Here is a 22045-nt window from a genome sequence, read left to right as displayed (position 1 = left end):
GTCAGGCCGTTGCGAAACAGCAGGTAGGAAAGCAGCAGGTAGTCCATGTGGCTGCGGTGGCAGGGCACGTAGATCACTTCGTGCCCGGGCGCGACCTGCTTGAGCGTGTCCATGTGGTGCACGTTCAGGCCGTCGTAGATGCGGTTCCAGAAGCCGGTAAGCGCGAACGAGGCCGAGCGCACCACCGGGTTGGAATAGTCGGCGGCGATTTCCCAGGCGAACCCGTGCGCCTTTTTCCAGGCGTCGAGGTATTCGGTGCCGTCGCGGCGGGCCTGGTCGGTGATCGCCTTGCGCACCGGCTCGGCGTCGAGCACGCGGTCCACCAGCAGGCGGCGCGTGGACAGGTCGGGGCCGATGACCGCGGTCTTTATGCGGCGGAAGTGCGCGCGCAGCACCCGGCTGACCTTGCGCACCTGGCGCTCGTGCGGCATGTCGTCGCCGAGGATTTCCCAGACGCGCACGCCCGGTGAGAACTGCACCACCGTGTCGCGGCCGTTGAGCAGGATCGCCAGCAGCCGGCGGAACCGGCCCACCAGCGCCCAGTTTTCCGAGAACAGCACCGAGAACCAGCCCGACTGCCGCGCCGGCGCCCGGCCGACGAAGATCGACACCGGCACCAGCTGCACGTCCTGGTCGGGGTAGAGGCGGTGCGCCATCAGCAGGCGCGACAGTGCGTCGGAATGGCTGCGGTTCTTCGGGCGCCCGAACAGGCCGGCGCGGCGGCGCGACAGCGCCACGTAGGCGCGCTTGCGGCCCAGCGGGTCGCCCGGCAGCGCCGCCAGCGGCGAGGGCAGGCCGGCTTCGCGGCAGGCGCGGTCCAGGATCAGGGTGTTCGACAGCCCGTAGTTTTCGATGACGTAGCAGATCGGCCGGTCGAGATCGAAGGGCGGCTCGGCGGGCTCGCGCTTGATTTCGATCCAGGGCTTGAGCAGCGCTTCCATGAAGCGCGCCCAGATCGGCGGTTTGCCGGGCGGACGAGGGGTCGGGCCCGGCGAGGGCGTGTGGGTGGCGTCCATGCGTGCTGGCTCAGTCGGCGCTGCCGGCGCCCGGGGTCGCGGCGTCCGCTTCGGGGGCCGGGGACTGCGCCACGGCGGCCTCCGGACCGGCTTCGGCCAGGTCGGCTTCGGCCTGGCGGATGGCATCGGCGCTGTACCAGCCCTCGCCGACACGCTGCATGTCCATTTCGAAGCTGACGGTTTCGTCCAGCAGCGGGTAGGTGACCTTCACGCGGGCCTTGTCGCCTTCGCTGGACAGCAGCTCGGCCTCGACGCCGTCGAGCGAGGCGTCCAGGTCCATGTCGTAGGCCTTGGCGGCCTGCTTGAAGCCGGCCAGGGCGATGCCGCCCTTTTCCATCGCCGGCATCATTTCCAGGGCGCGGGCGTCCTCGAGCGTGGGCAGGTCCAGTTCGCGGGCGGTGGCGCTGAGCGCGCGGATGGCCTGGCGGGCGCGGTCGCGGTCGGTGAACAGCGCCGGCTGGGCCCAGTCCAGCAGGGTCGAGACCAGTTCCTGGCCGTGGGACTTCTCGGCGGCGCTGAGTTCGGTGTTGGCCTCGATGGCGGCGTTGAGGAAGATGCCGGCGGTGGCCTGCATCAGCGGCCACTGGCCGGCGATCTCGGTTTCGAACTCGACCAGCTTGGGCTCGATGTCGCGCATCAGGGCCTTTTCGGCGTCCGGAGCCATCAGGCGCGCCATGGTGTCGGCGTATTCACGGGCCTCTTCCGGGTCGGCCGGTTCGGCTTCGGCCAGGCGGCGGTTCCACAGGGCTTCGGTGCGCGCATGCAGATCCGGCGGCAGGCCCAGACGGGACCAGCGCACCAGGTCGTTGTCGCGCAGGGCCTGGGCCTGGGCTTGAATGGCGGCGACCGGGCTGCCGGGCACCGTCGAGGCGTCCTCGGCCGGCGGGTCGCGGCGGCAGGCGACCAGGGCAAGCGCGATCAGCAGCAGGGCAGCCATGGCCCGGAGGTTCGGGAATCGGATCATGCGGCGTGGATACCGTCGGGATTGGCGGCCGAATCTACCAGATCGGGTGTTCAGGACCCGTTTCCCGCCCCTTCGACGGCCTGGCGGATCTGGGCCCGGATGGCCTCGGCGGCGGCCACCGGGTCGGCGGCGTTGCGGATGGGCCGGCCGACCACGATGTAGTCGGCGCCGGCCGCGAAGGCCGCAGCCACGTCCACCGTGCGCTTCTGATCGTCGCCGGCCGGGCCGGCGGGGCGGATGCCGGGGCAGACCACCAGGAAACCCGGACCGGTGGCCTGGCGGATCGCGCCGGCTTCCTGGCCCGAAGCGATGACGCCGTCGCAGCCGGCGGCCTGCGCGGCCAGGGCGCGGTCGACGACGACCTCCGAGGGCTCACGATCGATGCCCATTTGCCGAAGATCGCTGCGATCCATCGAGGTGAGCACGGTGACCGCCAGGAGGCGAATGTCGCCCTTCTCCTGCGAAGCGGCATGCATCATGGCGTGATGTTGGCCGTGGATGGTGCACAGCGAAACCGGATACCGGCGCAGACCGCGGATGGTCGCGGCCACGGTGGCCGGCACGTCGTGGAATTTCAGGTCCACGAACACCTGCTTGCCGCGGCCGGCCAGGTCCTCGAGCACCCGGAAGTAGTCGCCGCTGGTCAGCAGCTCCATGCCGATCTTGTAGAAGCCGACCGAGTCGCCCAGGCGGTCGACCCAGGCGGTGGCCTCAGCGGCCGTGGGCACGTCGAGGGCGAAAATGAGGCGATCGCGGACGGGGATCATGGGCTTATTCGGCGTAGTGCAGGGCGTCGAGCTTCATCTGCCGGCGTTCGGCCTCCGGCAGCTCCCAGGCGTTGTTGAACAGGGCTGGCTCCCAGCTGCCGTAGGTCGGGTTGGGCAGCACGAACCAGCGTTCGCCGAACCAGGCCAGGTAGGGCTGCAGGGCCTGCTTGCGGCCGGCCGGGGTGTTGGCCTCGATGCTGACCATGTCGCCGATCTGGTCGCCAAACTGCATCAGCACCCGGTGCGTGCGGCCCACGTGCTGGCGGCGGCAGCCCTTCTCCGAGCCGTGCTGTTCGCAGCCTTCGACGAAAAAGCCCAGGCCCAGGAACTGGTCGTCGGACTGGATCGGGAAACCGACGGCCTTGAGGTTGGCGACGGTGGCGTCGTTGAGGTGGGCGGCGCGGTTGGAGACGTAGAAGATGGTGACGCCGCGTTCGGCCGCGGCTTTGGCGAACTCCAGCGCGCCCGGCACCGGCCGCGCTTCTTCTTCACGTACCCAGCCGTCCCAGGTGACTTCGTTGTAGCTGCCGCCGTCGCGCACCAGACGGGCCTGGTAGGGCGAGTTGTCGAGCACGGTTTCGTCGATGTCGACGATCACCGCCGGCGGCAGGCCGTCGGGCGGGTTGGCGCGTTCGGACGGCACCAGGGCGTCCCAGCCGGGGGTCTTGAGGGCGCGGTCGAGTTCCTTGCTGGCGGCCAGGAAAGTCTGGACGGTAAGCAGCGAATATTCCTCGGCGGTCTGCACCCAGGCCACGGCGTTCATGTTGTCGTTGGCGGCCGGGCCGGCGGCGGCCGGGGCCGGTTCCGGCGCCGGGGTTTCGGCCGGCGCGCGGCTGGGCGCGGTCTGGCAGGCGGCCAGGGCCAGCACGAGGGCGGACAGCGACAGGGTGCGCAAGGGGGTCATCAGCGGGTTCCTTTCTCGAAGGCCGCCGATTCTACCCGGCGCCCGCGACGGCGTCGTTTCAGTCGTTGAAGATCAGTCGTTGAAGAGGGCGGCGATGGCGTCCATGTGGGCGCGGCCGCGCTGTTTTTTCTCGGCGGTTTCGCGTTCGGGGTCGCTGCCGTCGCGCAGCAGGTCTGCGGCGGGCAGTTCGTCCAGGAAGCGGCTGGGCAGCAGGTGTTCGAGCGCGCCCCAGCGTTTGATTTCGGCGCTGTGCGAGAGGTACAGGCGCTCCTTGGCGCGGGTGATTCCCACGTACATCAGCCGGCGTTCTTCCTCGAGCCCGCCTTCCTCGACGCTGGCTTCGTGCGGCAGGTTGCCGTCCTCGCAGCCGATAACGAAGACCGTGCGGAACTCCAGGCCCTTGGCCGCGTGCAGGCTCATCAGGCGCACGGCGTTGCCGGGTTCGCCGCGGTCGGCGTTCGACAGCAGGGCCAGCTGCGCGGCAAGCTCACCCGGGCCGCCGCCGCGGGCGCCTTCGAACCACGAGGCCAGTTCGTCCAGGTTGGCCTTGCGGCGCAGGAAGCCGGCCTCGTCCTTGCACTGGCTGCGCACCATGCCCAGCAGGCCGCTGCGTTCGGCCAGCACCGGCACCAGTTCGGCCGGGGTCAGGCGCTGGGAGTCGTCGCGCAGCGATTCGACGATGCGGGTGAATTCATCCAGCCCGGCGGCGGCGCGCGGCGTCAGCTGTTTGAGGAAACCGATCTGCCCGGCCGCCCGCGACATCGGCATGCCGGCGGTCTGCGCCATCGCCGCCAGCTTTTCCAGCGTGGTGGCGCCGACTTCGCGCTTGGGCGCGGCGATCGCGCGCAGGAAAGCGGTGTCGTCGTCGGGATTGGCCAGCACGCGCAGCCAGCTCAGCAGGTCCTTGACCTCGGCGCGGTCCAGGAAAGCGGTGCCGCCGGTGAGGTGATACGGGATGCGCAGCAGCTGCAGCGCTTTTTCCAGCGGCCGCGACTGGTGGTTGCCGCGGAACAGGATGGCGAACTCGCCCCAGGGGATTTCCTTGGCCTGCTTGAGGTAGTGGATTTCCGCGGCGATGCGCTCGGCTTCGTGGTCGGAATTTCGGCACTGCCAGACCCGCACCGGCTCGCCGTCGCCGTGCTGGCTCCAGAGCTGCTTGAGGTGCTTGTGCGGGTTCTTTTCAATCAGGGTGTTGGCGCAGCGCAGGATGCGGCCCGAGCAGCGGTAGTTCTGCTCGAGCTTGATCACCTTCAGCGCCGGGTAGTCCTGGGCCAGCATTTCCAGGTTTTCCGGCTGGGCGCCACGCCAGGCATAGATGCTCTGGTCGTCGTCGCCCACGCAGGTCATGTTGCCCTTGGGGCCGGCGAGTTGTTTCAGCAGCCGGTACTGGGCGCCGTTGGTGTCCTGGCATTCGTCCACCAGCAGGTAGCGGATGCGTTCACGCCAGCCGGCGGCCAGGTCGGGCTCGGCTTCCAGCAGCTGCAGTGGCAGCCGGATCAGGTCGTCGAAGTCCACCGCGTTGAAGGCCTGCAGCCGCGCCTGGTAGCGCGCGTACAGGGCGGCGGCCTCGCGCTCGCGCACGCTGCGCGCGGCCTCGGCGGCCTGCTCGGGCGTGAGCGCATTGTTCTTGGCGGCGCTGATCAGGTTCTGCAGGGCGTACAGGGCGTCGTTCTTCAGGCCCTGCGGCGAGAGATCCTTGATGATCGACATCTGGTCGTCGGCGTCGAAGATCGAAAAGCCCCGGCGCAGGCCGGCGCGGTCATGTTCGATCTGCAGGAAGCGCAGGCCCAGGGAGTGGAAGGTGGTAACCGTCAGGCCCTCGGCGGCATCGCCCTTGATGCGCTTGGCGACACGCTCGCGCATTTCACGCGCGGCCTTGTTGGTGAAGGTGATCGCGGCGATGTGCCGGGCCTCGCGCTGGCCGCTGCCGACCAGGTGGGCGATCTTTTCGGTGATGACGCGGGTCTTGCCGCTGCCGGCGCCGGCCAGCACCAGCAGGGGGCCTGCCGTGTAGGCGACCGCTTCTTTCTGGGGAGGGTTGAGGTCATGCATGAGGGCGCCGATTGTACCGGGCCGGCGGGTACAATCCGCGCCATGCTGCAGGTCACGCCCACCCTCGCCATCCCCGACGACGAACTGGTCGAGCGTTTCGTGCGCTCGGGCGGGCCGGGCGGCCAGAACGTGAACAAGGTCTCGACCGCCGTCGAGCTGCGTTTCGACGTGGCCAATTCCCCCTCGCTGCCCGACGCCGTGCGCGCCCGCCTGCTGGCCCGCCGCGACCGGCGCATTACCGCCGAAGGCGTGCTGGTGCTCAGCGCCCAGCGTTTCCGCACCCAGGACCGCAACCGTGAAGACGCGCGCGAGCGCCTGGCCGCCGTGGTCGCCGCCGCGACCGTGGCGCCGAAGAAGCGCATCGCCACCAAGCCGACGAAGGGCTCGAAGGAACGCCGCCTGGGCGCCAAGCGTGAACGCGCGACGGTCAAGCGCCAGCGCAGCGCGAATGACGCGCGTGCCGGTCCTGCCGGCGCAGGCACCGAGCAGCGGCGGCCGCTTCAGTCGCTGGTTTGGCCGTTGCCTGCTGCGCCTGGGCGGCTGGACGATCGAAGGCGACTTCCCGGCCGACCCGCGCCTGGTGGTGATCGCCGCGCCGCATTCCTCGGGTTGGGACGCCTACTGGGGCCTGGCCGCCAAGCTGGCCATGGGCGTGGACATCACCTTCATCGCCAAGGCCGAACTGTTCCGCGGGCCGCTGGGCTGGCTGCTGCGCAGGCTCGGCGGCGTGCCGGTGGACCGCAGTGCACCGGGCGGCCTGGTCGACCAGACCGTCGAGCAGATCCGCGGCGCCGAACGCATGTACTTCGTGCTGGCGCCGGAAGGCACCCGCAAGCGCGTCCAGCAGTGGAAGACAGGCTTCTGGAAGATCGCCAGGCGCGCGGAGGTGCCGGTGTTCTGCGCCTGGTTCCACTACCCCACGCGCACGATCGGCCTGGGACCGCTGGTCCACCTGACCGACGACCAGGCGGCCGACATGGCCCGTATCCGCGAAATCTACCGCCCCCACGTCGGCAAGAACCGCGACACGCTTTAGCTCGCGGCTTGGGTCGTGCGAAGGGGGTGGTTAGACTGCCCCGATGGATTTCATCTACAGCACCTACGAGCAGCTTACCGCGCATCCCTGGCTGCACTCGGCCACCATCGCCCTCGCGCTGCTGGTGCTGGCCTGGCTGGCCGACCAGCTGACCCAGCGCATCACGCTGCGCGTGCTGGTACGCATGGTCGAGGCCTCGTCGGTGAAGTGGGACGACGCCCTGCTGGCACGCGGCGTCATCTCGCGCCTGGCCCACGCCGTGCCGGCGGTCGTTGTCTACCTGGGCGTGCCGGTGGTGCCCAACCTGCCCGATGGCGCGGTGGAAGTGGTGCGCAATGTCGCCGCCGCCTATGTGGTGCTGACCGTCGCGCAGGCGCTGAGCGCCTTCCTGGCCAGCCTGCAGGACATCTACGAGGCCCACGACCCCGAACGTGCACGCAGCCGGCCGATCAAGGGTTACCTGCAGGTCGCCAAGATCGTGCTGTTCGTGCTGGCGGTGGTGCTGATCATCGCGGTGCTGGTGGACAAGTCGCCGCTGCTGCTGCTGTCGGGCTTCGGTGCCATGACGGCGGTGCTGATGCTGGTGTTCAAGGACACCATCCTGTCGCTGGTGGCCAGCGTGCAGATCCAGTCCAACGACATGGTGCGGGTGGGCGACTGGATCGAGATGCCCAAGTACGGCGCCGACGGCGACGTCATCGACGTCGCCCTGCACACGGTGAAGGTGCAGAACTGGGACAAGACCATCACCACCATCCCCACGCACACGCTGATCGCCGACAGCTTCAGGAACTGGCGCGGCATGAGCGAGTCCGGCGGCCGCCGCATCAAGCGCGCGCTGCCGATCGACCAGGGCACGGTGCGTTACCTCAGCAACGAAGAGCGCGAAGACCTCGCGCGTTTCGTGCTGCTGCAGCCCTACCTGGAAAAGAAGGCCTCGGAGCTGGCCGAATGGAACGCCCAGCGCCAGGGCAAGGCGCCGGTGAACCTGCGCCGGCTGACCAACCTGGGCACCTTTCGCGCCTACGCCCGCGCCTACCTGCAGGCGCACAAGGGCATCCGCGACGACATGACCCTGCTGGTGCGCCAGCTCGACCCGGGCCCGCAGGGCCTGCCGATCGAGATCTACTGCTTCACCGCCACCACGGCCTGGAACGACTACGAAGACATCCAGTCCGACATCTTCGACCACCTGCTGGCGATCCTGCCGGAGTTCGGGCTGCGCGCCTTCCAGGCGCCGTCGGGTGGCGACGTTGCCGCGGCCGCGCAGGCGCTGGGTGCTCAGCGCTCCGAGTGACCTGAGTCGAAATAATCCCGGCGCTGGAACAGGCCCGGTTTGACCAGGTCGACGAAATCCCGCGCCTGCGGACTCAGGTATTTGCCTTTGCGCATCACCACGCCGTAGCTGCGCGGCGGGAAATAGTCGGCCAGGCTGCGCGCCACCAGCCGCTGCTTGTCAGCTTCCGTAAGGCAGATGCTGGTGACGATGCTGATGCCCAGGCCCATGGCCACGTACTGCTTGATCACCTCCCAGCCGCCCACTTCCAGCGCCACGGTGTAGGGCACGCGCTGCTGCTGGAACACCAGGTCGACCAGCCGGTAGGTCGTCAGGCGCCGCGGCGGCAGGATCAGGCCGTAGGGCGACAGGTCCTCCAGCCGCAGGTCGGGTTTTTCCGCCAGCGGGTGGCCGGGCGGGCAGATCAGCATGGGGTCGAAGGAATACACCGGCTCGTAGGCCAGGTCGGTGGGTACGTCCAGCATCGAACCCACGGCCAGGTCCACGCCGTCCGAGCGCAGCAGCCCCAGGCCGTCCTGGCCGGTGACGTTGTGCAGCACCAGCTGGACCTCGGGGTGCTGTTCCCGAAAGGCCTGCACCAGGGTCGGCAGCAGATACAGGATGGTCGAACTGCCGGCCGCCACGTGCAGCTCGCCGGCCTTCAAGCCCTTGATCTTGCTGCGAAACTCGGCTTCCAGGCCGTCCAGCCCCTCGACCAGGGGCCGGGCCAGGTCGTAAAGCAGCTGGCCTTCGCGGGTGAGGCTGAAACGCCGGCCGATGCGCTCGAAGAGCGGGGTGCCCAGCTCCCGTTCCAGGGCCTGCACCTGCAGGGTTACGGCCGGCTGGCTGAGGAACAGGGCCTCGGCCGCCCGGGTCACCGAGCCCAGGCGTGCGACCTGGCAGAAGGCCCGTACGGGCTTGAGACGGTCACCCTTGTAGTAGAAGCGGGGCTTTCGCTCGGCCATAAGTGACTGTTTCCAGTTCTGTATAAGCCCAGCTTATAACAAGTATCAAAACATTTGTTTTGTCAAAGTCGGGTCTCGGGGCCTAGGGTCGAAGCCAGTCCCGAATCCGGAGATTCCCCATGGCAGGCGACGCCGCACGCACCCTTTCCCCCCTGGTCCTGGCCGGCCCGCGCCTGGCCGGCCAGGAAGACCTGCTTGGCCCGGCCGCCCTGGAGTTCCTGGTTGAACTGCACCGGACCTTCGAAGCCCGGCGCCAGGAACGCCTCGCGGCCCGCCGCCAGCGCCAGGCCCGCTTCGACGCCGGCGAACTGCCCGACTTCCGCGAAGACACCCGCGCCATCCGCGAAGGCGACTGGACCGTGGCCCCGATCCCGGCGGCGCTGCTCGACCGCCGGGTCGAGATCACCGGGCCGGTCGAACCCAAGATGGTGATCAACGCCCTGAACTCCGGCGCCAGCTGCTACATGGCCGATTTCGAAGACTCCACCAGCCCGACCTGGGAAAACCTGCTGGTCGGCCAGCGCGCCCTGCGCAAGGCCACCAGCGGCACCCTGGACTGGATGGCGCCGGACGGCAGCAAGCACTACGTGCTCGACCCGACTTCGACCACCACCCTGATCGTGCGCCCGCGCGGCTGGCACCTGGACGAAAAGAACGTGCTGGTGGACGGCGAGCGCCTTTCGGCCAGCCTGTTCGACCTGGGCCTGTTCGCCTTCCTCAACGCCACCGTGCTGCAGGCCCGCGACCGCGGCCCCTACTTCTACCTGCCCAAGCTCGAGTGCATGGAAGAGGCGGCGCTGTGGGAGGACGTGCTGTCCTGGATCGAAGCGCGCCTGCGCCTGCCGGCCGGCTGCATGAAGGTGACGGTGCTTATCGAAACCCTGCCCGCGGCCTTCGAGATGCACGAAATCCTGCACGCGCTGCGCAGCCGAATCGTCGGCCTGAACTGCGGCCGCTGGGACTACATCTTCAGCTACCTCAAGGTCTTCCGCCGGCACCGCGACCGCGTGCTGCCCGAACGTGGCCAGGTCGGCATGACCCAGCCCTTCCTGAAGGCCTATTCGGAACTGCTGGTGCAGACCTGCCACCGCCGCGGCGCCCACGCCATGGGCGGCATGGCCGCGCAGATCCCGATCGCCGGCGACCCGATCGCCAACGAAGAAGCCATCGCCCGCGTGCGCGCCGACAAGCAGCGCGAAGTCGACGCCGGCCACGACGGCACCTGGGTCGCGCACCCGGCGCTGATTCCGGTGGCACGCGGGATCTTCGACGCCGGCATGCCCGGCCCGAACCAGCACGACAAGCGCCGCGAGGACGTACAGGTGGATCGCGACGCGCTGATCCGGCCCAGCATCGGCACCATCACCCGCAAGGGTTTCGACAACAACGTCGAGGTCTGCGTGCGCTACCTGGCCGCCTGGCTCGACGGCAACGGCTGCGTGCCCATCCACTGGCTGATGGAGGACGCCGCCACCGCCGAGATCGGCCGCGCCCAGCTCTGGCAGTGGCTGCACAACAAGCACCTGCACCTCGACGACGGCACGCCGGTGGACTTCTCGCTGTTCGACCGCGCGCTGCTGGCCCTGCCCTCGAAGCTGGCCGACCGCATGAAGCTGCCCGGCGGCTCGAAGATCAACGAAGCCATCGCGCTGCTCGACGAACTGACGCATGCCGACGAGCTGGTCGAGTTCCTGACCCTGCCGGCCTACGAACGCCTGTAAGCCCACAAAAACATCATTCCCCCGCTCAAAAGGACACGCCGCCATGACCACCACCCTCCCCACCGCCGAGCAGCTCAAGCAGACCTGGGCCAAGGACGCCCGCTGGTCCGGTATCCAGCGCGGCTACAGCGCCGAAGAGGTGGTGCGCCTGCGCGGCACCGTGGCCATTGAACATTCCCTGGCCCGCCTGGGCGCGGAAAAGCTGTGGAAGTCGCTGGGCAGCGAGCCCTTCGTCAATGCGCTGGGCGCGCTGACCGGCAACCAGGCCATGCAGCAGGTCAAGGCGGGACTGAAGGCCATCTACCTCAGCGGCTGGCAGGTCGCGGCCGACGCCAACGTCGCCGGCGAGATGTACCCCGACCAGTCGCTGTACCCGGCCAACTCGGTGCCGCTGGTGGTCAAGCGCATCAACAACGCGCTGCTGCGCGCCGACCAGCTGCACCACGCCGAAGGCAAGGACGACATCGACTTCCTGCAGCCGATCGTGGCTGACGCCGAAGCCGGCTTCGGCGGCGTGCTCAATGCCTTCGAGCTGATGAAGGCGATGATCGAGGCCGGCGCCGCCGGCGTGCACTTCGAGGACCAGCTGGCTTCGGTGAAGAAGTGCGGCCACATGGGCGGCAAGGTGCTGGTGCCGACCCAGGAAGCCGTGCAGAAGCTGATTGCCGCGCGCCTGGCCGCCGACGTGATGAACGTGCCGACCCTGCTGGTCGCGCGCACCGACGCCGAAGCCGCCGATCTGCTGACCAGCGACATCGACCCCAACGACAGGCCTTTCTGCACCGGCGAGCGCACGCCCGAAGGTTTCTACAAGACCCGCAACGGCATCGACCAGGCCATCAGCCGCGGCCTGGCCTACGCGCCCTACGCCGACCTGGTGTGGTGCGAAACCGGCAAGCCCGACCTCGAGTTCGCGCGCAAGTTCGCCGAAGCCATCCACGCCAAGTTCCCGGGCAAGCTGCTGGCCTACAACTGCTCGCCGAGCTTCAACTGGAAGAAGAACCTCGACGACGCCACCATCGCGAAGTTCCAGAAGGAGCTGGGCGCCATGGGCTACAAGTTCCAGTTCATCACCCTGGCCGGCTTCCACGCGCTCAACTACGGCATGTTCGAGCTGGCGCACGGGTACGCGCGCAACCAGATGACCGCCTTCGTCGAGCTGCAGGAGAAGGAATTCGCCGCCGCCGACAAGGGTTTCACCGCGGTCAAGCACCAGCGCGAAGTCGGCACCGGCTATTTCGATTCGGTCACCCAGGCCATCCAGGGTGGCAACAGCTCGACCACCGCACTGAAGGGTTCGACCGAAGAAGAACAGTTCCACGGGGAGCGCCAGGCGGACGCCGCCTGATCCCGGGGCCGGCCCCGTCAGGGGAGGGGGCCGGCCCAATTTGATGCGCGTCGCATATCGGGGGCCCGGTCCCGGTTACACTCGGCTGTAACCGAGGGTCGAGCTTCCCAGTGAATCCAACCGATTACCCGGTCCACGTCGCCGCTCAAAGCAGCAGCGACGCGGACGCCCGACTGCCATCGCAGCTGTCACCCGACGAATTCCGGGTGCTGGCTTCTGTCGGCGTCAGCCGGGCGGTGCTGCCGGGCGAGGAGCTGTTCAAACGCGGCGAAGACGCGCAGAGCATGTTCCTGGTGGATACCGGCGAAGTGCGCCTGTGTTTCGACGACGGCCTGGCCGACAAGGTGCTTGGGCCGGGCCAGTACTTCGGTGAACTGGCGGTGTTCATCGGCCGCCACCAGCGTTTCGCCCGCGCCGTGGCCGAAACCCCGGGCGTGCTTTATGAAATCACCCAGGCCGCCTTCCAGTCGCTGATCGAACAGGAACCGGCGCACGTGGCCCGCTTCATGCGCCGCAGCTTCGCCTACCTGGTGGCCGGCGAGCACCAATTGGTGCAGAGCCTGCGCCGGCGCAACGAAGACCTGCTGCAGACGCTCGACACCCTGCGCCAGACCCGCAGCGAGCTGACCGTCGCCCAGCAGCTGGTGCGCAGCGACGACCTGACCGGCCTGGCCAACCGCCGCGGCCTGTACCGCTATCTCGATGAACTTGGACGGCAGCCCCTGGCGGGCCACCGCCTGGCCCTGCTGCTGGTGGACATCGACCACTTCAAGCTGATCAACGACCGCAGCGGCCACCTGGCCGGCGACTCTGCCCTGCGCGCGATCGCCGAAGAAGTGCGTCGCATGGCCGGCCCGCTGGAGCTGCCCTGCCGCCTAGGTGGCGACGAATTCGCCCTGGTGCTGCGCGTCGCCGATCGCGGCGAGCTGGCCAACCGGGCCCTGGGCCTGCTGGCGGCCGTGCGCAGCCTGCGCCTGCCCAGCCTGGGCGAGTCTCGCCTGAGCGTGAGCGTGGGTGGTGCCTTCTGCGCCGACCCCGGCGGCTGGGCCGCCTGGTACAGCGAGGCCGACCGGGCCCTGTACGCCGCCAAGCGCCAGGGCGGCGACGCCTGGCGCCTGGACGAATAATTCTTGTCCGGCGCGCCGCGACACCTGCGTTCACCCCGATAGGATGTCTGTCGGTCCCCAAATGCACGCCATGGAATCCCAACACCCGAGTCGCCCCGATGCGCCCGCCGTGCGGCCGATGCTGCGCGCGGTGCTGGTGTGCGACATCGCCGGGTCCACGGCCATGGTCGAACGCCTGGGAGACGCGCGCACCGCCGCGCTGATGCAGCGCCACGACCAGCTGCTGCTGCAGGCCATGAAACTCTGCCACGGCCAGCTGGTGGACAAGGCCGACGGCGTGCTGGCCCTGTTCGAGCGGCCTATCCAGGCCCTGGACTTCGCGCTGCGCTACCAGCGTGGCCTGCACGAGCTGGGCAAGTCCGAAGGCATCGAGCTGCGCGCCCGCACCGGCATCCACGTCGGCGACGTGATGACCTGGGCCAACCACCCGCGCGACGTGCAGGCCGGCGCCAAGGCCGTCGAGGTCGAAGGCCTGGCCAAGCCGGTCGCCGCGCGCCTGATGAACCTGGCCATGCCCGGCCAGATCCTCATGTCGGGCATGGCCCAGAACCTGTCGCATCGCGCCGCCGGCGAACTGGGCGAACGCGCCGGCCGGATGCGCTGGCTGGTGCACGGCCGCTACCGCTTCAAGGGCGTGCCGGCACCAATGCTCGTGCACGAAGTCGGCGAGCCCGGCATCGCGCCGCTGCGTGCGCCCGACTCGGGCGACAAGGCCTGGCGCGAACTGCCGCTATGGCGCCGCCCACCGGTCATTGCCGCCGAAGCCCTGCTGCTGCTGACGCTGGGCGCCGGCCTGCTGTGGAGCACCTTCCGCAGCGAGCCCGCCATCGCCTTCGCCGAACGCGACTGGGTGGTGGTGGCCGACGTGCAGAACCAGACCGGCGAAGACCTGTTCGACGAGTCCCTGGACGTCGCCCTGCGCATCGGCCTGGAGCAGTCCCGGCACGTGAACCTGGTGTCCGACCTGCAGATCGACCGCGCCCTGCAGCGCATGCAGCGCAGCGGCCAGCCCGTGGACCGGCAGCTGGCGGTGGAACTGGCGCTGCGCGAGGGCGCGAAGGCGGTGATCCTGCCGACCGTGGCGGAGGTCGGCGGCCGGGTGCGCGTAGGCCTGGAGCTGATCGAACCCACCAGCGGGACGACCGTCTGGAGCCACTACGGCGAAGGCAAGGGTCGGGACGGTGTCCTGCCGGCCATGGACCAGGCCATGGCGAAGACCCGCGAAAGCCTGGGCGAGTCCGTCTCGTCCATTAGCGCCACCGCAAAACCCCTCGAAGAAGCCACCACCGGCGACCTGGTGGCGCTCAGGGCATTCTCGCTGGGCGTCAAGGCGCGCTACGAATCGCGCTACGAGGAAGCCTGGGACCTGTTCGAAGAAGCGGTGCGCCGCGACCCCGAGTTTTCCATGGCCTATCTGCGCATGGCCTTCCTGCGCTACTCGGACAACGACGGCAAGGGCATGGAGCACTACCTGGGCCTGGCGCAGAAGTACCGCAGCCACCTGAGCGAACGCGAAGCGCTGTTCCTTGATGCCGCCGCCCGGGTTCCCGAAGGGCCGGACCCCACGCTGCGCCGCCTGCGCGTGCTGAGCGCGATGTATCCGGACGAGTACCGCGCTTATTACAACTACGCCTACTTCGGCTGGACGGGCGGGCAGCGCTATCGCGAAAGTCTCGAACAGCTCGCCCCGGCCGTGACCGTGCAGAACCCCGGGCGTGCCAGTGCGGCTTATCTGCAAGGCGTCCTGCACCTGGCCCTTGGGGAGCCCGACATTGCCTTGGCGGCTTTCGAGCGCGCTGAATCCCTTGGTGTCGGCGGCGACCGCCGCGCCTACGCCGAAGCCCTGGCGAGCCTCCGGCGCTACGACGAGGCAAAGAAGATCCTGGCCAGCGGCACCGACACCGGCTCGGCGGCAGTTTCATTCGAGCAGCGGCTGCCCGCGATCAGCTTCGCGCTCGACCAGGGACAATGGGACCAGGCCATCGGCGAAGCGCGGCGCCAGGCAGAGCAAGCTCCCGACGTCAGCGCAATCAATAGCTGGGTGGCGCAGGGACAGCTACTGGGCTTGCGAAGCTACGTGCCCGACGGCGGCCTGGAAGCCGACCTTGAAACCTATCTTCGCGCGCAAGCCGGCATGCTGGCCGATGGGAGCCGCTTCGACCGCCGCCACCTGGTGTTCCATGTCCTGGCGGCGGGTTGGATTGCAGCCGTGCAGGGCCGCGACGACCTGGCGCACGCCGCGCTGGACGCGGTCGACAGTTATCCCGAGCTCACGGGTTTCCCGGCCAACGCCGACATGGCCCGGGTCCTGCGGGCCGAGCTCGCGCTGCAGGCCGGCGAGGCGGACAAGGCGGTGGAAATTCTCTCGAGCCGCAATGCCGTCGGGGAAGAGCTGTACCTGGCCCATGTCTTGCGCATGCGGGCCCTGGAAGCCTCCGGCGATCCGGCGGGCGCGCTGGCACAGGCCGAGTGGCTGCGCAGCCACCGCGGACTGGCCTACGTCGAGTTCAACAGCCTCAACATCCTGCAGCCGGTCAACATCGTCGAGTCCAACCTGGCCCTGGGCGCCGCCGCACGGCTGGCGACGCAGCTGGGACGCAAGGAACTGGCCGCCGCGCGCCAGGCCGAATTCGATTCGGCCTGGCCCGGGCAAAAAAACATGGACGTAGTCGCGCGCCGGTTCGGCGCCGACTGATCAGCGGACCGGGTTTTCCAGCGTGATCGGGTTGGCGCTGGCCTGGGCGCTGGCCAGGTTCTGGCGCATGGTGTCGCGGCTGGCGGCGATGTCTTTCTTGTCGGCCAGCTTCGACACCGACAGGCAGGTCCACGGGCCTTCTTTCACCGACGCATCGGCGGCCGGGGCATGGCCCACGTCGGCCAGGGCCTGGCGTGGGTTCTTCTGGAAGAGTTCGCGGAACTGGTCGTCGCTGGCGAGTTTGTCGAGCAGCTTGGCCGCGGTTTCGTCGGAAAGCGTGTTGGACATCGGTATTCCCCTGGCGTGACGCAAATGCGTCGTTGAAAAGGCGCACCCGGCTCCCCCGGGGCGCGGCGGCAGTGTCGCATACTGTCGGGCCCGTCCGTAGCCGGAGCCGCCCATGTTGTTGCGTCGTTGCCAGCACCTGTTCGTCGAGCTGGACCAGGAGCCGCGGTTTGTCTTTCAAACCCTGCTCGCCGGTGGCGACGGCCTGGACCGTACGCCGCGCTGGCTGGCCTACGCGGCCCATCTGGACGAACCGGTGCCCGTGGACCTGGCTCAGCTGGCCCTGCTGCAGGCGGTCTCGCGCGATGACTGGGCCGAGGCCGGCGCGCTGCACCAGGCCCACGGCGAGGCGCCCGTGCAGGCCTTGCTGGCGCAGGGCCTGCTGATTTCCGATACCGATGAACACGCCGGCTGGCGCGACCGCGACCAGGCCACCCGCGACATTTCCTGGTGGACCCCGGCGCTGATGGCGCAGGCCCACGGCGGCTGGCGCGACCTGGACATCCAGGCCCGCGGCGAACAGGGCCTGATGCTGAGCAGCCAGCAGATGGTGGACGCCTTCGGCGCCGCGCCGGAGCCCGACTATCGGCGCGCGCCCGAGGCCACGCCGGTGGCGCTGCCGCTGGCCGAGCCCAACGAATTTGATGCGCTGCTGGGGCGTCGCCGCACCTGCCGCAACTTCGATGCCGGCGCGACGCTGGCGCAGGCTGATTTTTCCACGATGCTGCGCCGCGTCTGGGGCGCGCTGGGCACCCGCAGCCTGGCGCCCGGCGCCGTGGCGGTGAAGAAGACCAGCCCGGCCGGCGGCGGCCTGCACGCGGTGGAAGCCTACGCGCTGGTGCGCCGGGTCGAGGGCGTGGCGCCGGGGCTTTACCACTACCTTTCGATGCGGCATGCGCTGGAGCCGCTGCAGGCGCTGTCGGCCGGGGACGCGGCCGCGCTGGCGCACCGTTTCGTCGCCGGCCAGGACTGGTTCGAGGACGTGCCGGTGATGGTGGTGATGACGGCGCGCTTCGACCGGCTGTTCTGGAAATACCGTCGCCACGCCAAGGCCTGGCGCGTGGTGCATCTGGACGTGGGGCACCTGTCGCAGACGATGTACCTCTCGGCCACCGAGCGCGGCCTGGGCTGCTTCGTCACCGCGGCCATCAACGACCGCGCCGTGGACGAGGCCCTGGGCCTGAGGCCGCTGCGCGAGGCGGCGATCGCGCTGGTGGGTTTCGGCCCGCGCGCGGCGGAAATGCGCACGATGGAGCTCGACCAGTTCGACCCGGTGGAACTGCCCGCCACGAACTAGGCCGGCGGGCCGGCGCGATCTAGCAGGCGGTAGCCGATGGCTTCGGCGACATGTTCGGTGCCAATGGCGTCTTCGTCGGCCAGGTCGGCCAGGGTGCGGGCCACGCGCTGGATGCGATGCAGGGCGCGGGCGGAAAGCTGCAGTTGGTCGATGGCGCGTTCGAGAAGTCGGCGGTCGCGCGGGCGCAGCACGCAGTCGCGGTCGGTGCCGGCCTGGTCGAGGCGGGCGTTGGGCACGCCGGCGCGTTCGGATTGCCGGGCGCGGGCGGCCAGCACGCGGGCGCGGACGACGGCGGTGGACTCCCCGGGCGGCTGGTCCGGACGCAGCTGCGAAGGCGGCAACCGCGGAACCGCCAGCTGCAGGTCGATGCGATCGAGCAGCGGGCCGGAAAGTTTCGCCCTATAGCGCGCCACCGATTCGGCGCTGCAGCCGCAGCGGCCGCTGGGATCGCCGGCCCAGCCGCAGGGGCAGGGATTCATCGCCGCGATTAGCTGAAAGCTGGCCGGGAATTCACTCTGCCGCGCGGCCCGTGACACGACGACCCGGCCCGATTCCATCGGCTGGCGCAAGGTTTCCAGCGCGTGCCGGGACCACTCGGCCAATTCGTCGAGGAAAAGCACGCCGTTGTGCGCCAGCGAGACTTCGCCCGGGCGCGGGTTGCCGCCGCCGCCGATCAGCGCGACGGCGCTGGCGAGGTGGTGTGGGCTTCGGTACGGGCGCTGTCGCCAGCGGGACAGGTCCAGTCCCTGGCCACTCACGGAATGGATGGCGGCGGTTTCCAGCGCTTCGGTCTCGTCGGGGTCGGGTAGCAGCCCCGGCAGGCGCGACGCCAGCAGGGTCTTGCCGCAGCCGGGTGGGCCGATGAAGAGCAGTGCGTGTGCGCCGGCCGCCGCCACTTCAAGCGCCCGACGCGCGGCGGCCTGTCCGCGCACGTCGGCCAGGTCCGGGTATCGGGGCGTTGCCAGCGCCAGATCATCGATGCTCGCCAGCGGCAGCGTTGCCTCGCCGCGCAGATGCGCGCAGACCTCCAGCAGCGTGCGTGCGACGTAGGCACGGCCGCTGCTGGCCAGCGCCGCTTCGGCGCCATTGCCGGCGGGCACCACCAGAGGCCGGCCTTCCCGCGCCGCCGCCAGGGCGGCAGGCAACACGCCGTCCACCGGCTTCAGTTCCCCGGTAAGCGCGAGCTCACCCAGGAGTTCAACTTTGCCCAACGCCTCGACCGGCACCTGGCCGCTGGCGGCCAGCAGGCCCAGCGCGATGGCCAGGTCGTAGCGCCCGCCTTCCTTGGGCAAATCCGCCGGCGCCAGGTTGACCGTGATGCGCCGCTGCGGGAATTCGAACTGGGCGTTGCCGATCGCCGAGCGCACGCGTTCACGGCTTTCGCGCACCGCGGTGGCCGGCATGCCGACCAGGGTGAAGTTCGGCAAGCCGCCGCCCAGGTGCGCCTCGACCCGCACCGCGGGCGCAAGCACGCCGACCCGGGCGCGGCTGTGCGCCAGCGCCAGGTTCATTGCAGGGGAAGTCAGGCTTTAGTGCGCGGTGCCGTCGGGCGCGCCGCCGCGCGCCTCGAGTTCGGCCAGTTTGCGCTCCAGCGCTTCAAGCTTCTCGCGGGTGCGCAGCAGCACGGCGCGCTGCACGTCGAATTCCTCGCGGGTCACCAGGTCCAGCCGGTTCAGGCCCGACTGCAGGGTGGCCTTGAAGTTCTGCTCCAGGTCGGCGCGCGCTTCCTTCAGGCCCGGGGGCACCAGGTCGCTGAGCTTGCGGGCCAGGTCGTCGATGTTCTTGAGGTCGATCATGGGGTCGCTCCGGTGGGGTGGGGCCACGATGCGCCTTGCCGGCGCCGGGGTCTGTCGGGAATTCCCCACGGGGCCCACAAGAATTCCACGCCCGGGCCGAGCATTCAATCGCCGCGTGGCGGGCAGGGTTCAGGTGTTCCCGCCTTAAACCCCTTCCCACGTCCCCGGAGGCCCTGCCCATGGTTCCCCTGTTGCCGTTGCTCGCCCTTGCCAGCCCCGCGGCGCCGCCGCCCATCGATTCGGGCGACACCGCCTGGATGCTCACCGCCACGGCCCTGGTGCTGTTCATGGTCATCCCCGGCCTGGCCCTGTTCTACGCCGGCATGGTGCGCTCGAAGAACATCCTGTCGGTGCTGATGCAGTGTTTTGCCATCACCGGCCTGATTTCGGTGGCCTGGGTGGTCTTCGGCTACAGCCTGGCCTTCGACACCACCGGCATGCAGGCCGGCACGGTGAACCTGGCCTCCTTCGTGGGCACCTTCGAAAACGCCTTCCTGAAGAACCTCACCAAGGAAAGCGTCATCGGTGCCTTCCCGGAAAGCGTGTTCATCACTTTCCAGATGACCTTCGCCATCATCACCCCGGCGCTGATCGTCGGCGCCTTCGCCGAGCGCATGCGCTTTTCGGCGATGCTGGTGTTCATGCTGCTGTGGTTCGCGCTGGTCTATGCGCCCATCGCGCACATGGTCTGGGCCGGCGACGGTGGCCTGATGTGGGACTGGGGCGTGCTCGATTTCGCCGGCGGCACGGTGGTGCACATCAATGCCGGCGTGGCCGGCCTGGTTGCGGCCCTGGTCCTGGGCAAGCGCCACGGCTACCCGGGCACCCCGATGGCGCCGCACAACCTGGGCTACACCCTGGTCGGCGCGGCCATGCTGTGGGTGGGCTGGTTCGGCTTCAACGCCGGCTCGGCGGTGGCGGCCGATGAAACCGCCGGCATGGCCATGCTGGTCACCCAGGTGGCAACGGCCGCGGCGGCCCTGGGCTGGATGACGGTGGAATGGCTTACCCACGGCAAACCCAGCGCCCTGGGCATCGCCTCGGGCGTGGTGGCGGGCTTGGTGGCCATCACCCCGGCGGCCGGCACGGCCGGGCCGGTGGGCGCGCTGGTCATCGGCTTCAGCGCCAGCATCGTGTGCTTCTTCTGCGCCACCACGCTCAAGCGCCGGCTGGGCTACGACGACTCCCTGGACGTGTTCGGCGTGCACGCGGTCGGCGGCATCGTCGGCGCGCTGCTCACCGGCGTGTTCGCGGCGCCGGCCCTGGGCGGCTTCGGCAGGGTCACCGACATCCCGGCCCAGGTCTGGGTGCAGGCCAAGGGCGTGGGCTTCACCATCGCCTACACTACGGTGGTCACCTACGTGCTTCTGAAGCTGGTGGGCCTGGTCATCCGGCTGCGGGTGGACGAGGACCAGGAAGCCGAGGGCCTGGACCTGGCCCTGCACAACGAACGCGGTTACAACCTTTGAACCCCCCGGGAGATTCCACGATGAAAATGGTCATGGCCATCATCAAACCCTTCAAGCTCGACGACGTGCGCGAGTCCCTGAGCGAAGTCGGCGTCTCGGGCGTCACGGTCACCGAGGTCAAGGGCTTCGGCCGCCAGAAGGGCCACACTGAACTCTACCGGGGCGCCGAATACGTGGTGGACTTCCTGCCCAAGATCAAGCTCGAGGTCGCGGTCACCGACGACCAGGCCGACCGGGTGGTGGAAGCCATCCAGGCCGCGGCCAACACCGGCAAGGTTGGCGACGGCAAGATCTTCGTCTACGACCTCGACAAGGTCCTGCGCATCCGCACCGGCGAGCTGGATGGCGACGCGCTCTGACGCAAGCCCGCCCAACGGAAAAGGCCCCGCAATGCGGGGCCTTTTTTTGTCCGGTCAATCCCAATGCACTCAGTCGCCGAGCGCCCGCTGCATCATCGGCGGCATCGACAGCGCGCCGCGGTGGATGGCGGCGGTGTAGTACTGGGTGTCGAAGGGCTTGGCGGCGGCATCGGCTTCGCGGAAGGCCGTGAGGTCGCGGCTTTCCTTCGAGGTGATCGTGCAGCTCCACCAGCCGGTCGGGTAACACGGCTGCGGGAAGGGCAGGGTGCGGAAGGTCTTGAAGCCGGCGTCGGTCATCGCCTTGCGCATGTCCAGGATCAGCTGCATCAGCGCCAGCGGCGATTCGCTCTGCTGCACCAGCAGGCCGCCCGGACGAAGGGCGCGCAGGCAGGTTTCGTAGAAGGCCTGGTTGAACAGGCCCTCGGCCGGGCCGACCGGGTCGGTGGAATCGACGATGATCACGTCGATCGATTCCGGCTTGGCGTTCTTCATGTAGGCGATGCCGTCGTCGAACATCACGGTCGCGCGCGGGTCGTTGTTGGACTCGCACAGCTCCGGGAAGTACTTCTCGGCCATGCGCGTCACCTGCTCGTCGATGTCGCACTGCACCGCAGTGCGCACGCCCGGGTGGCGCAGCACTTCGCGCAGGGTGCCGCAGTCGCCGCCGCCGATGATCACCACGTCCTTCGGGTCGGCGTGGGTGAACAGCGGCGCATGCGCCATCATCTCGTGGTAGAAGAAATTGTCGCGCGTGGTCACCATCATCGCGCCGTCGATCAGCATGACGTTGCCCCAGTCGGTGCTTTCGTACATTTCGATCCTCTGGAACGGCGACTGCACTTCTTCCAGCTTGCGCTTCATGCGCAGGCCGAAGGCCGAACCCGTGTGCTCGAAGTTTTCATGCAGCCAAGTCGTGGTCATCGCGGTATCCGGGGGTAGCTGAACGTGGGGGCGCATTGTACCGCCCG

Annotated in this window: 18 protein-coding genes and 2 pseudogenes; 10 read left to right on the top strand and 10 right to left on the bottom strand. The window is 69.0% G+C overall.

The genetic code is table 11. From position 1 onward, the window contains the following. The 5 genes and pseudogenes from AACZ35_RS03875 to AACZ35_RS03855 all read right to left on the bottom strand — a co-directional run. Nucleotides 1-965 (bottom strand): annotated as a pseudogene (locus tag AACZ35_RS03875) (1-acyl-sn-glycerol-3-phosphate acyltransferase); the annotation flags it as partial. 61 nt (nucleotides 966-1026) lie between these two features. Then, a complete protein-coding gene (locus tag AACZ35_RS03870; protein WP_339826315.1) occupies nucleotides 1027-1980 on the bottom strand; it encodes a hypothetical protein in 954 nt (317 codons plus the stop codon). 50 nt (nucleotides 1981-2030) lie between these two features. Beyond that, a complete protein-coding gene (gene pyrF / locus AACZ35_RS03865) occupies nucleotides 2031-2747 on the bottom strand; it encodes an orotidine-5'-phosphate decarboxylase (RefSeq protein WP_339826313.1) in 717 nt (238 codons plus the stop codon). A 4-nt stretch (nucleotides 2748-2751) separates the two neighbouring features. Then, nucleotides 2752-3651, bottom strand: coding sequence for an HAD family acid phosphatase (locus AACZ35_RS03860; RefSeq protein ID WP_339826311.1), 900 nt, complete (start codon nucleotides 3649-3651; stop codon nucleotides 2752-2754). Between the two features lie 72 nt (nucleotides 3652-3723). Further along, nucleotides 3724-5703: a UvrD-helicase domain-containing protein gene (locus tag AACZ35_RS03855; RefSeq protein WP_339826309.1), complete on the bottom strand. Its 1980-nt coding sequence runs from the start codon at nucleotides 5701-5703 to the stop codon at nucleotides 3724-3726. A gap of 42 nt (nucleotides 5704-5745) precedes the next feature. On the opposite strand from AACZ35_RS03855, the pseudogene arfB reads away from it, so the two are divergent. The 3 genes and pseudogenes from arfB to AACZ35_RS03840 form a co-directional block, all read left to right on the top strand. Then, nucleotides 5746-6153, top strand: a pseudogene (gene arfB / locus AACZ35_RS03850) (alternative ribosome rescue aminoacyl-tRNA hydrolase ArfB); the annotation flags it as partial. Beyond that, the gene (locus tag AACZ35_RS03845; RefSeq protein WP_339826307.1) at nucleotides 6152-6739 is read left to right on the top strand and encodes a lysophospholipid acyltransferase family protein; all 588 of its coding nucleotides are present in this window, start codon (nucleotides 6152-6154) and stop codon (nucleotides 6737-6739) included. The pseudogene arfB and the gene AACZ35_RS03845, both read left to right, overlap by 2 nt. Nucleotides 6740-6782: 43 nt before the next feature. Further along, nucleotides 6783-8036, top strand: coding sequence for a mechanosensitive ion channel domain-containing protein (locus AACZ35_RS03840; protein WP_339826305.1), 1254 nt, complete (start codon nucleotides 6783-6785; stop codon nucleotides 8034-8036). Here AACZ35_RS03840 and AACZ35_RS03835 read toward each other — a convergent pair. Then, a complete protein-coding gene (locus AACZ35_RS03835) occupies nucleotides 8021-8980 on the bottom strand; it encodes a LysR family transcriptional regulator (RefSeq protein ID WP_188663908.1) in 960 nt (319 codons plus the stop codon). The two genes, AACZ35_RS03840 and AACZ35_RS03835, sit on opposite strands and share 16 nt — an antisense overlap. A gap of 119 nt (nucleotides 8981-9099) precedes the next feature. Between AACZ35_RS03835 and aceB the strand changes: the two genes are divergently transcribed. From aceB to AACZ35_RS03815, 4 genes are all read left to right on the top strand, one after another. Further along, nucleotides 9100-10701, top strand: coding sequence for a malate synthase A (aceB, locus tag AACZ35_RS03830; protein ID WP_339826301.1), 1602 nt, complete (start codon nucleotides 9100-9102; stop codon nucleotides 10699-10701). A 43-nt stretch (nucleotides 10702-10744) separates the two neighbouring features. Beyond that, a complete protein-coding gene (aceA, locus tag AACZ35_RS03825; RefSeq protein WP_339826299.1) occupies nucleotides 10745-12049 on the top strand; it encodes an isocitrate lyase in 1305 nt (434 codons plus the stop codon). A gap of 110 nt (nucleotides 12050-12159) precedes the next feature. Next, nucleotides 12160-13176, top strand: a complete 1017-nt coding sequence (locus tag AACZ35_RS03820) for a GGDEF domain-containing protein (protein WP_339826297.1) — start codon at nucleotides 12160-12162, stop codon at nucleotides 13174-13176. Nucleotides 13177-13246: 70 nt separating this feature from the next. Next, entirely contained in the window at nucleotides 13247-15871 is a 2625-nt protein-coding gene (locus tag AACZ35_RS03815) for a putative peptide modification system cyclase (RefSeq protein WP_339826295.1), read from the top strand. Here the strand turns inward: AACZ35_RS03815 and AACZ35_RS03810 are convergent, their stop codons facing one another. Continuing rightward, entirely contained in the window at nucleotides 15872-16159 is a 288-nt protein-coding gene (locus AACZ35_RS03810) for an NHLP-related RiPP peptide (RefSeq protein ID WP_339826293.1), read from the bottom strand. A gap of 112 nt (nucleotides 16160-16271) precedes the next feature. On the opposite strand from AACZ35_RS03810, the gene AACZ35_RS03805 reads away from it, so the two are divergent. Continuing rightward, on the top strand, nucleotides 16272-17453 hold the full coding sequence (locus AACZ35_RS03805; RefSeq protein WP_339826291.1) for a putative peptide maturation dehydrogenase: 1182 nt from the start codon (nucleotides 16272-16274) through the stop codon (nucleotides 17451-17453). Here the strand turns inward: AACZ35_RS03805 and AACZ35_RS03800 are convergent. Together AACZ35_RS03800 and AACZ35_RS03795 are read right to left on the bottom strand one after the other, a co-directional pair. Next, complete coding sequence (locus tag AACZ35_RS03800) at nucleotides 17450-18964, bottom strand: YifB family Mg chelatase-like AAA ATPase (RefSeq protein ID WP_339826289.1); 1515 nt, start codon at nucleotides 18962-18964, stop codon at nucleotides 17450-17452. The genes AACZ35_RS03805 and AACZ35_RS03800 overlap by 4 nt on opposite strands. Before the next feature lie 18 nt (nucleotides 18965-18982). Then, on the bottom strand, nucleotides 18983-19249 hold the full coding sequence (locus AACZ35_RS03795) for an accessory factor UbiK family protein (RefSeq protein ID WP_339826287.1): 267 nt from the start codon (nucleotides 19247-19249) through the stop codon (nucleotides 18983-18985). A gap of 179 nt (nucleotides 19250-19428) precedes the next feature. Here AACZ35_RS03795 and AACZ35_RS03790 point away from each other — a divergent pair, with 179 nt between their 5' ends. Then, nucleotides 19429-20718: an ammonium transporter gene (locus tag AACZ35_RS03790; RefSeq protein WP_339826285.1), complete on the top strand. Its 1290-nt coding sequence runs from the start codon at nucleotides 19429-19431 to the stop codon at nucleotides 20716-20718. Between the two features lie 20 nt (nucleotides 20719-20738). Next, nucleotides 20739-21077 (top strand): P-II family nitrogen regulator, encoded by a 339-nt coding sequence (locus AACZ35_RS03785; protein ID WP_034224894.1) that lies wholly within the window; start codon nucleotides 20739-20741, stop codon nucleotides 21075-21077. A 69-nt stretch (nucleotides 21078-21146) separates the two neighbouring features. Here the strand turns inward: AACZ35_RS03785 and speE are convergent, their stop codons facing one another. Further along, the gene (speE, locus tag AACZ35_RS03780; RefSeq protein ID WP_339826281.1) at nucleotides 21147-21998 is read right to left on the bottom strand and encodes a polyamine aminopropyltransferase; all 852 of its coding nucleotides are present in this window, start codon (nucleotides 21996-21998) and stop codon (nucleotides 21147-21149) included. Nucleotides 21999-22045 lie beyond the last annotated feature (47 nt).

This window comes from uncultured Arenimonas sp., from assembly GCF_963976025.1.
GTDB lineage: Bacteria > Pseudomonadota > Gammaproteobacteria > Xanthomonadales > Xanthomonadaceae > Arenimonas.
The sequence above is the reverse complement of the archived record's forward strand: the minus strand, read 5'-3'. Positions and strand labels throughout refer to the sequence as shown.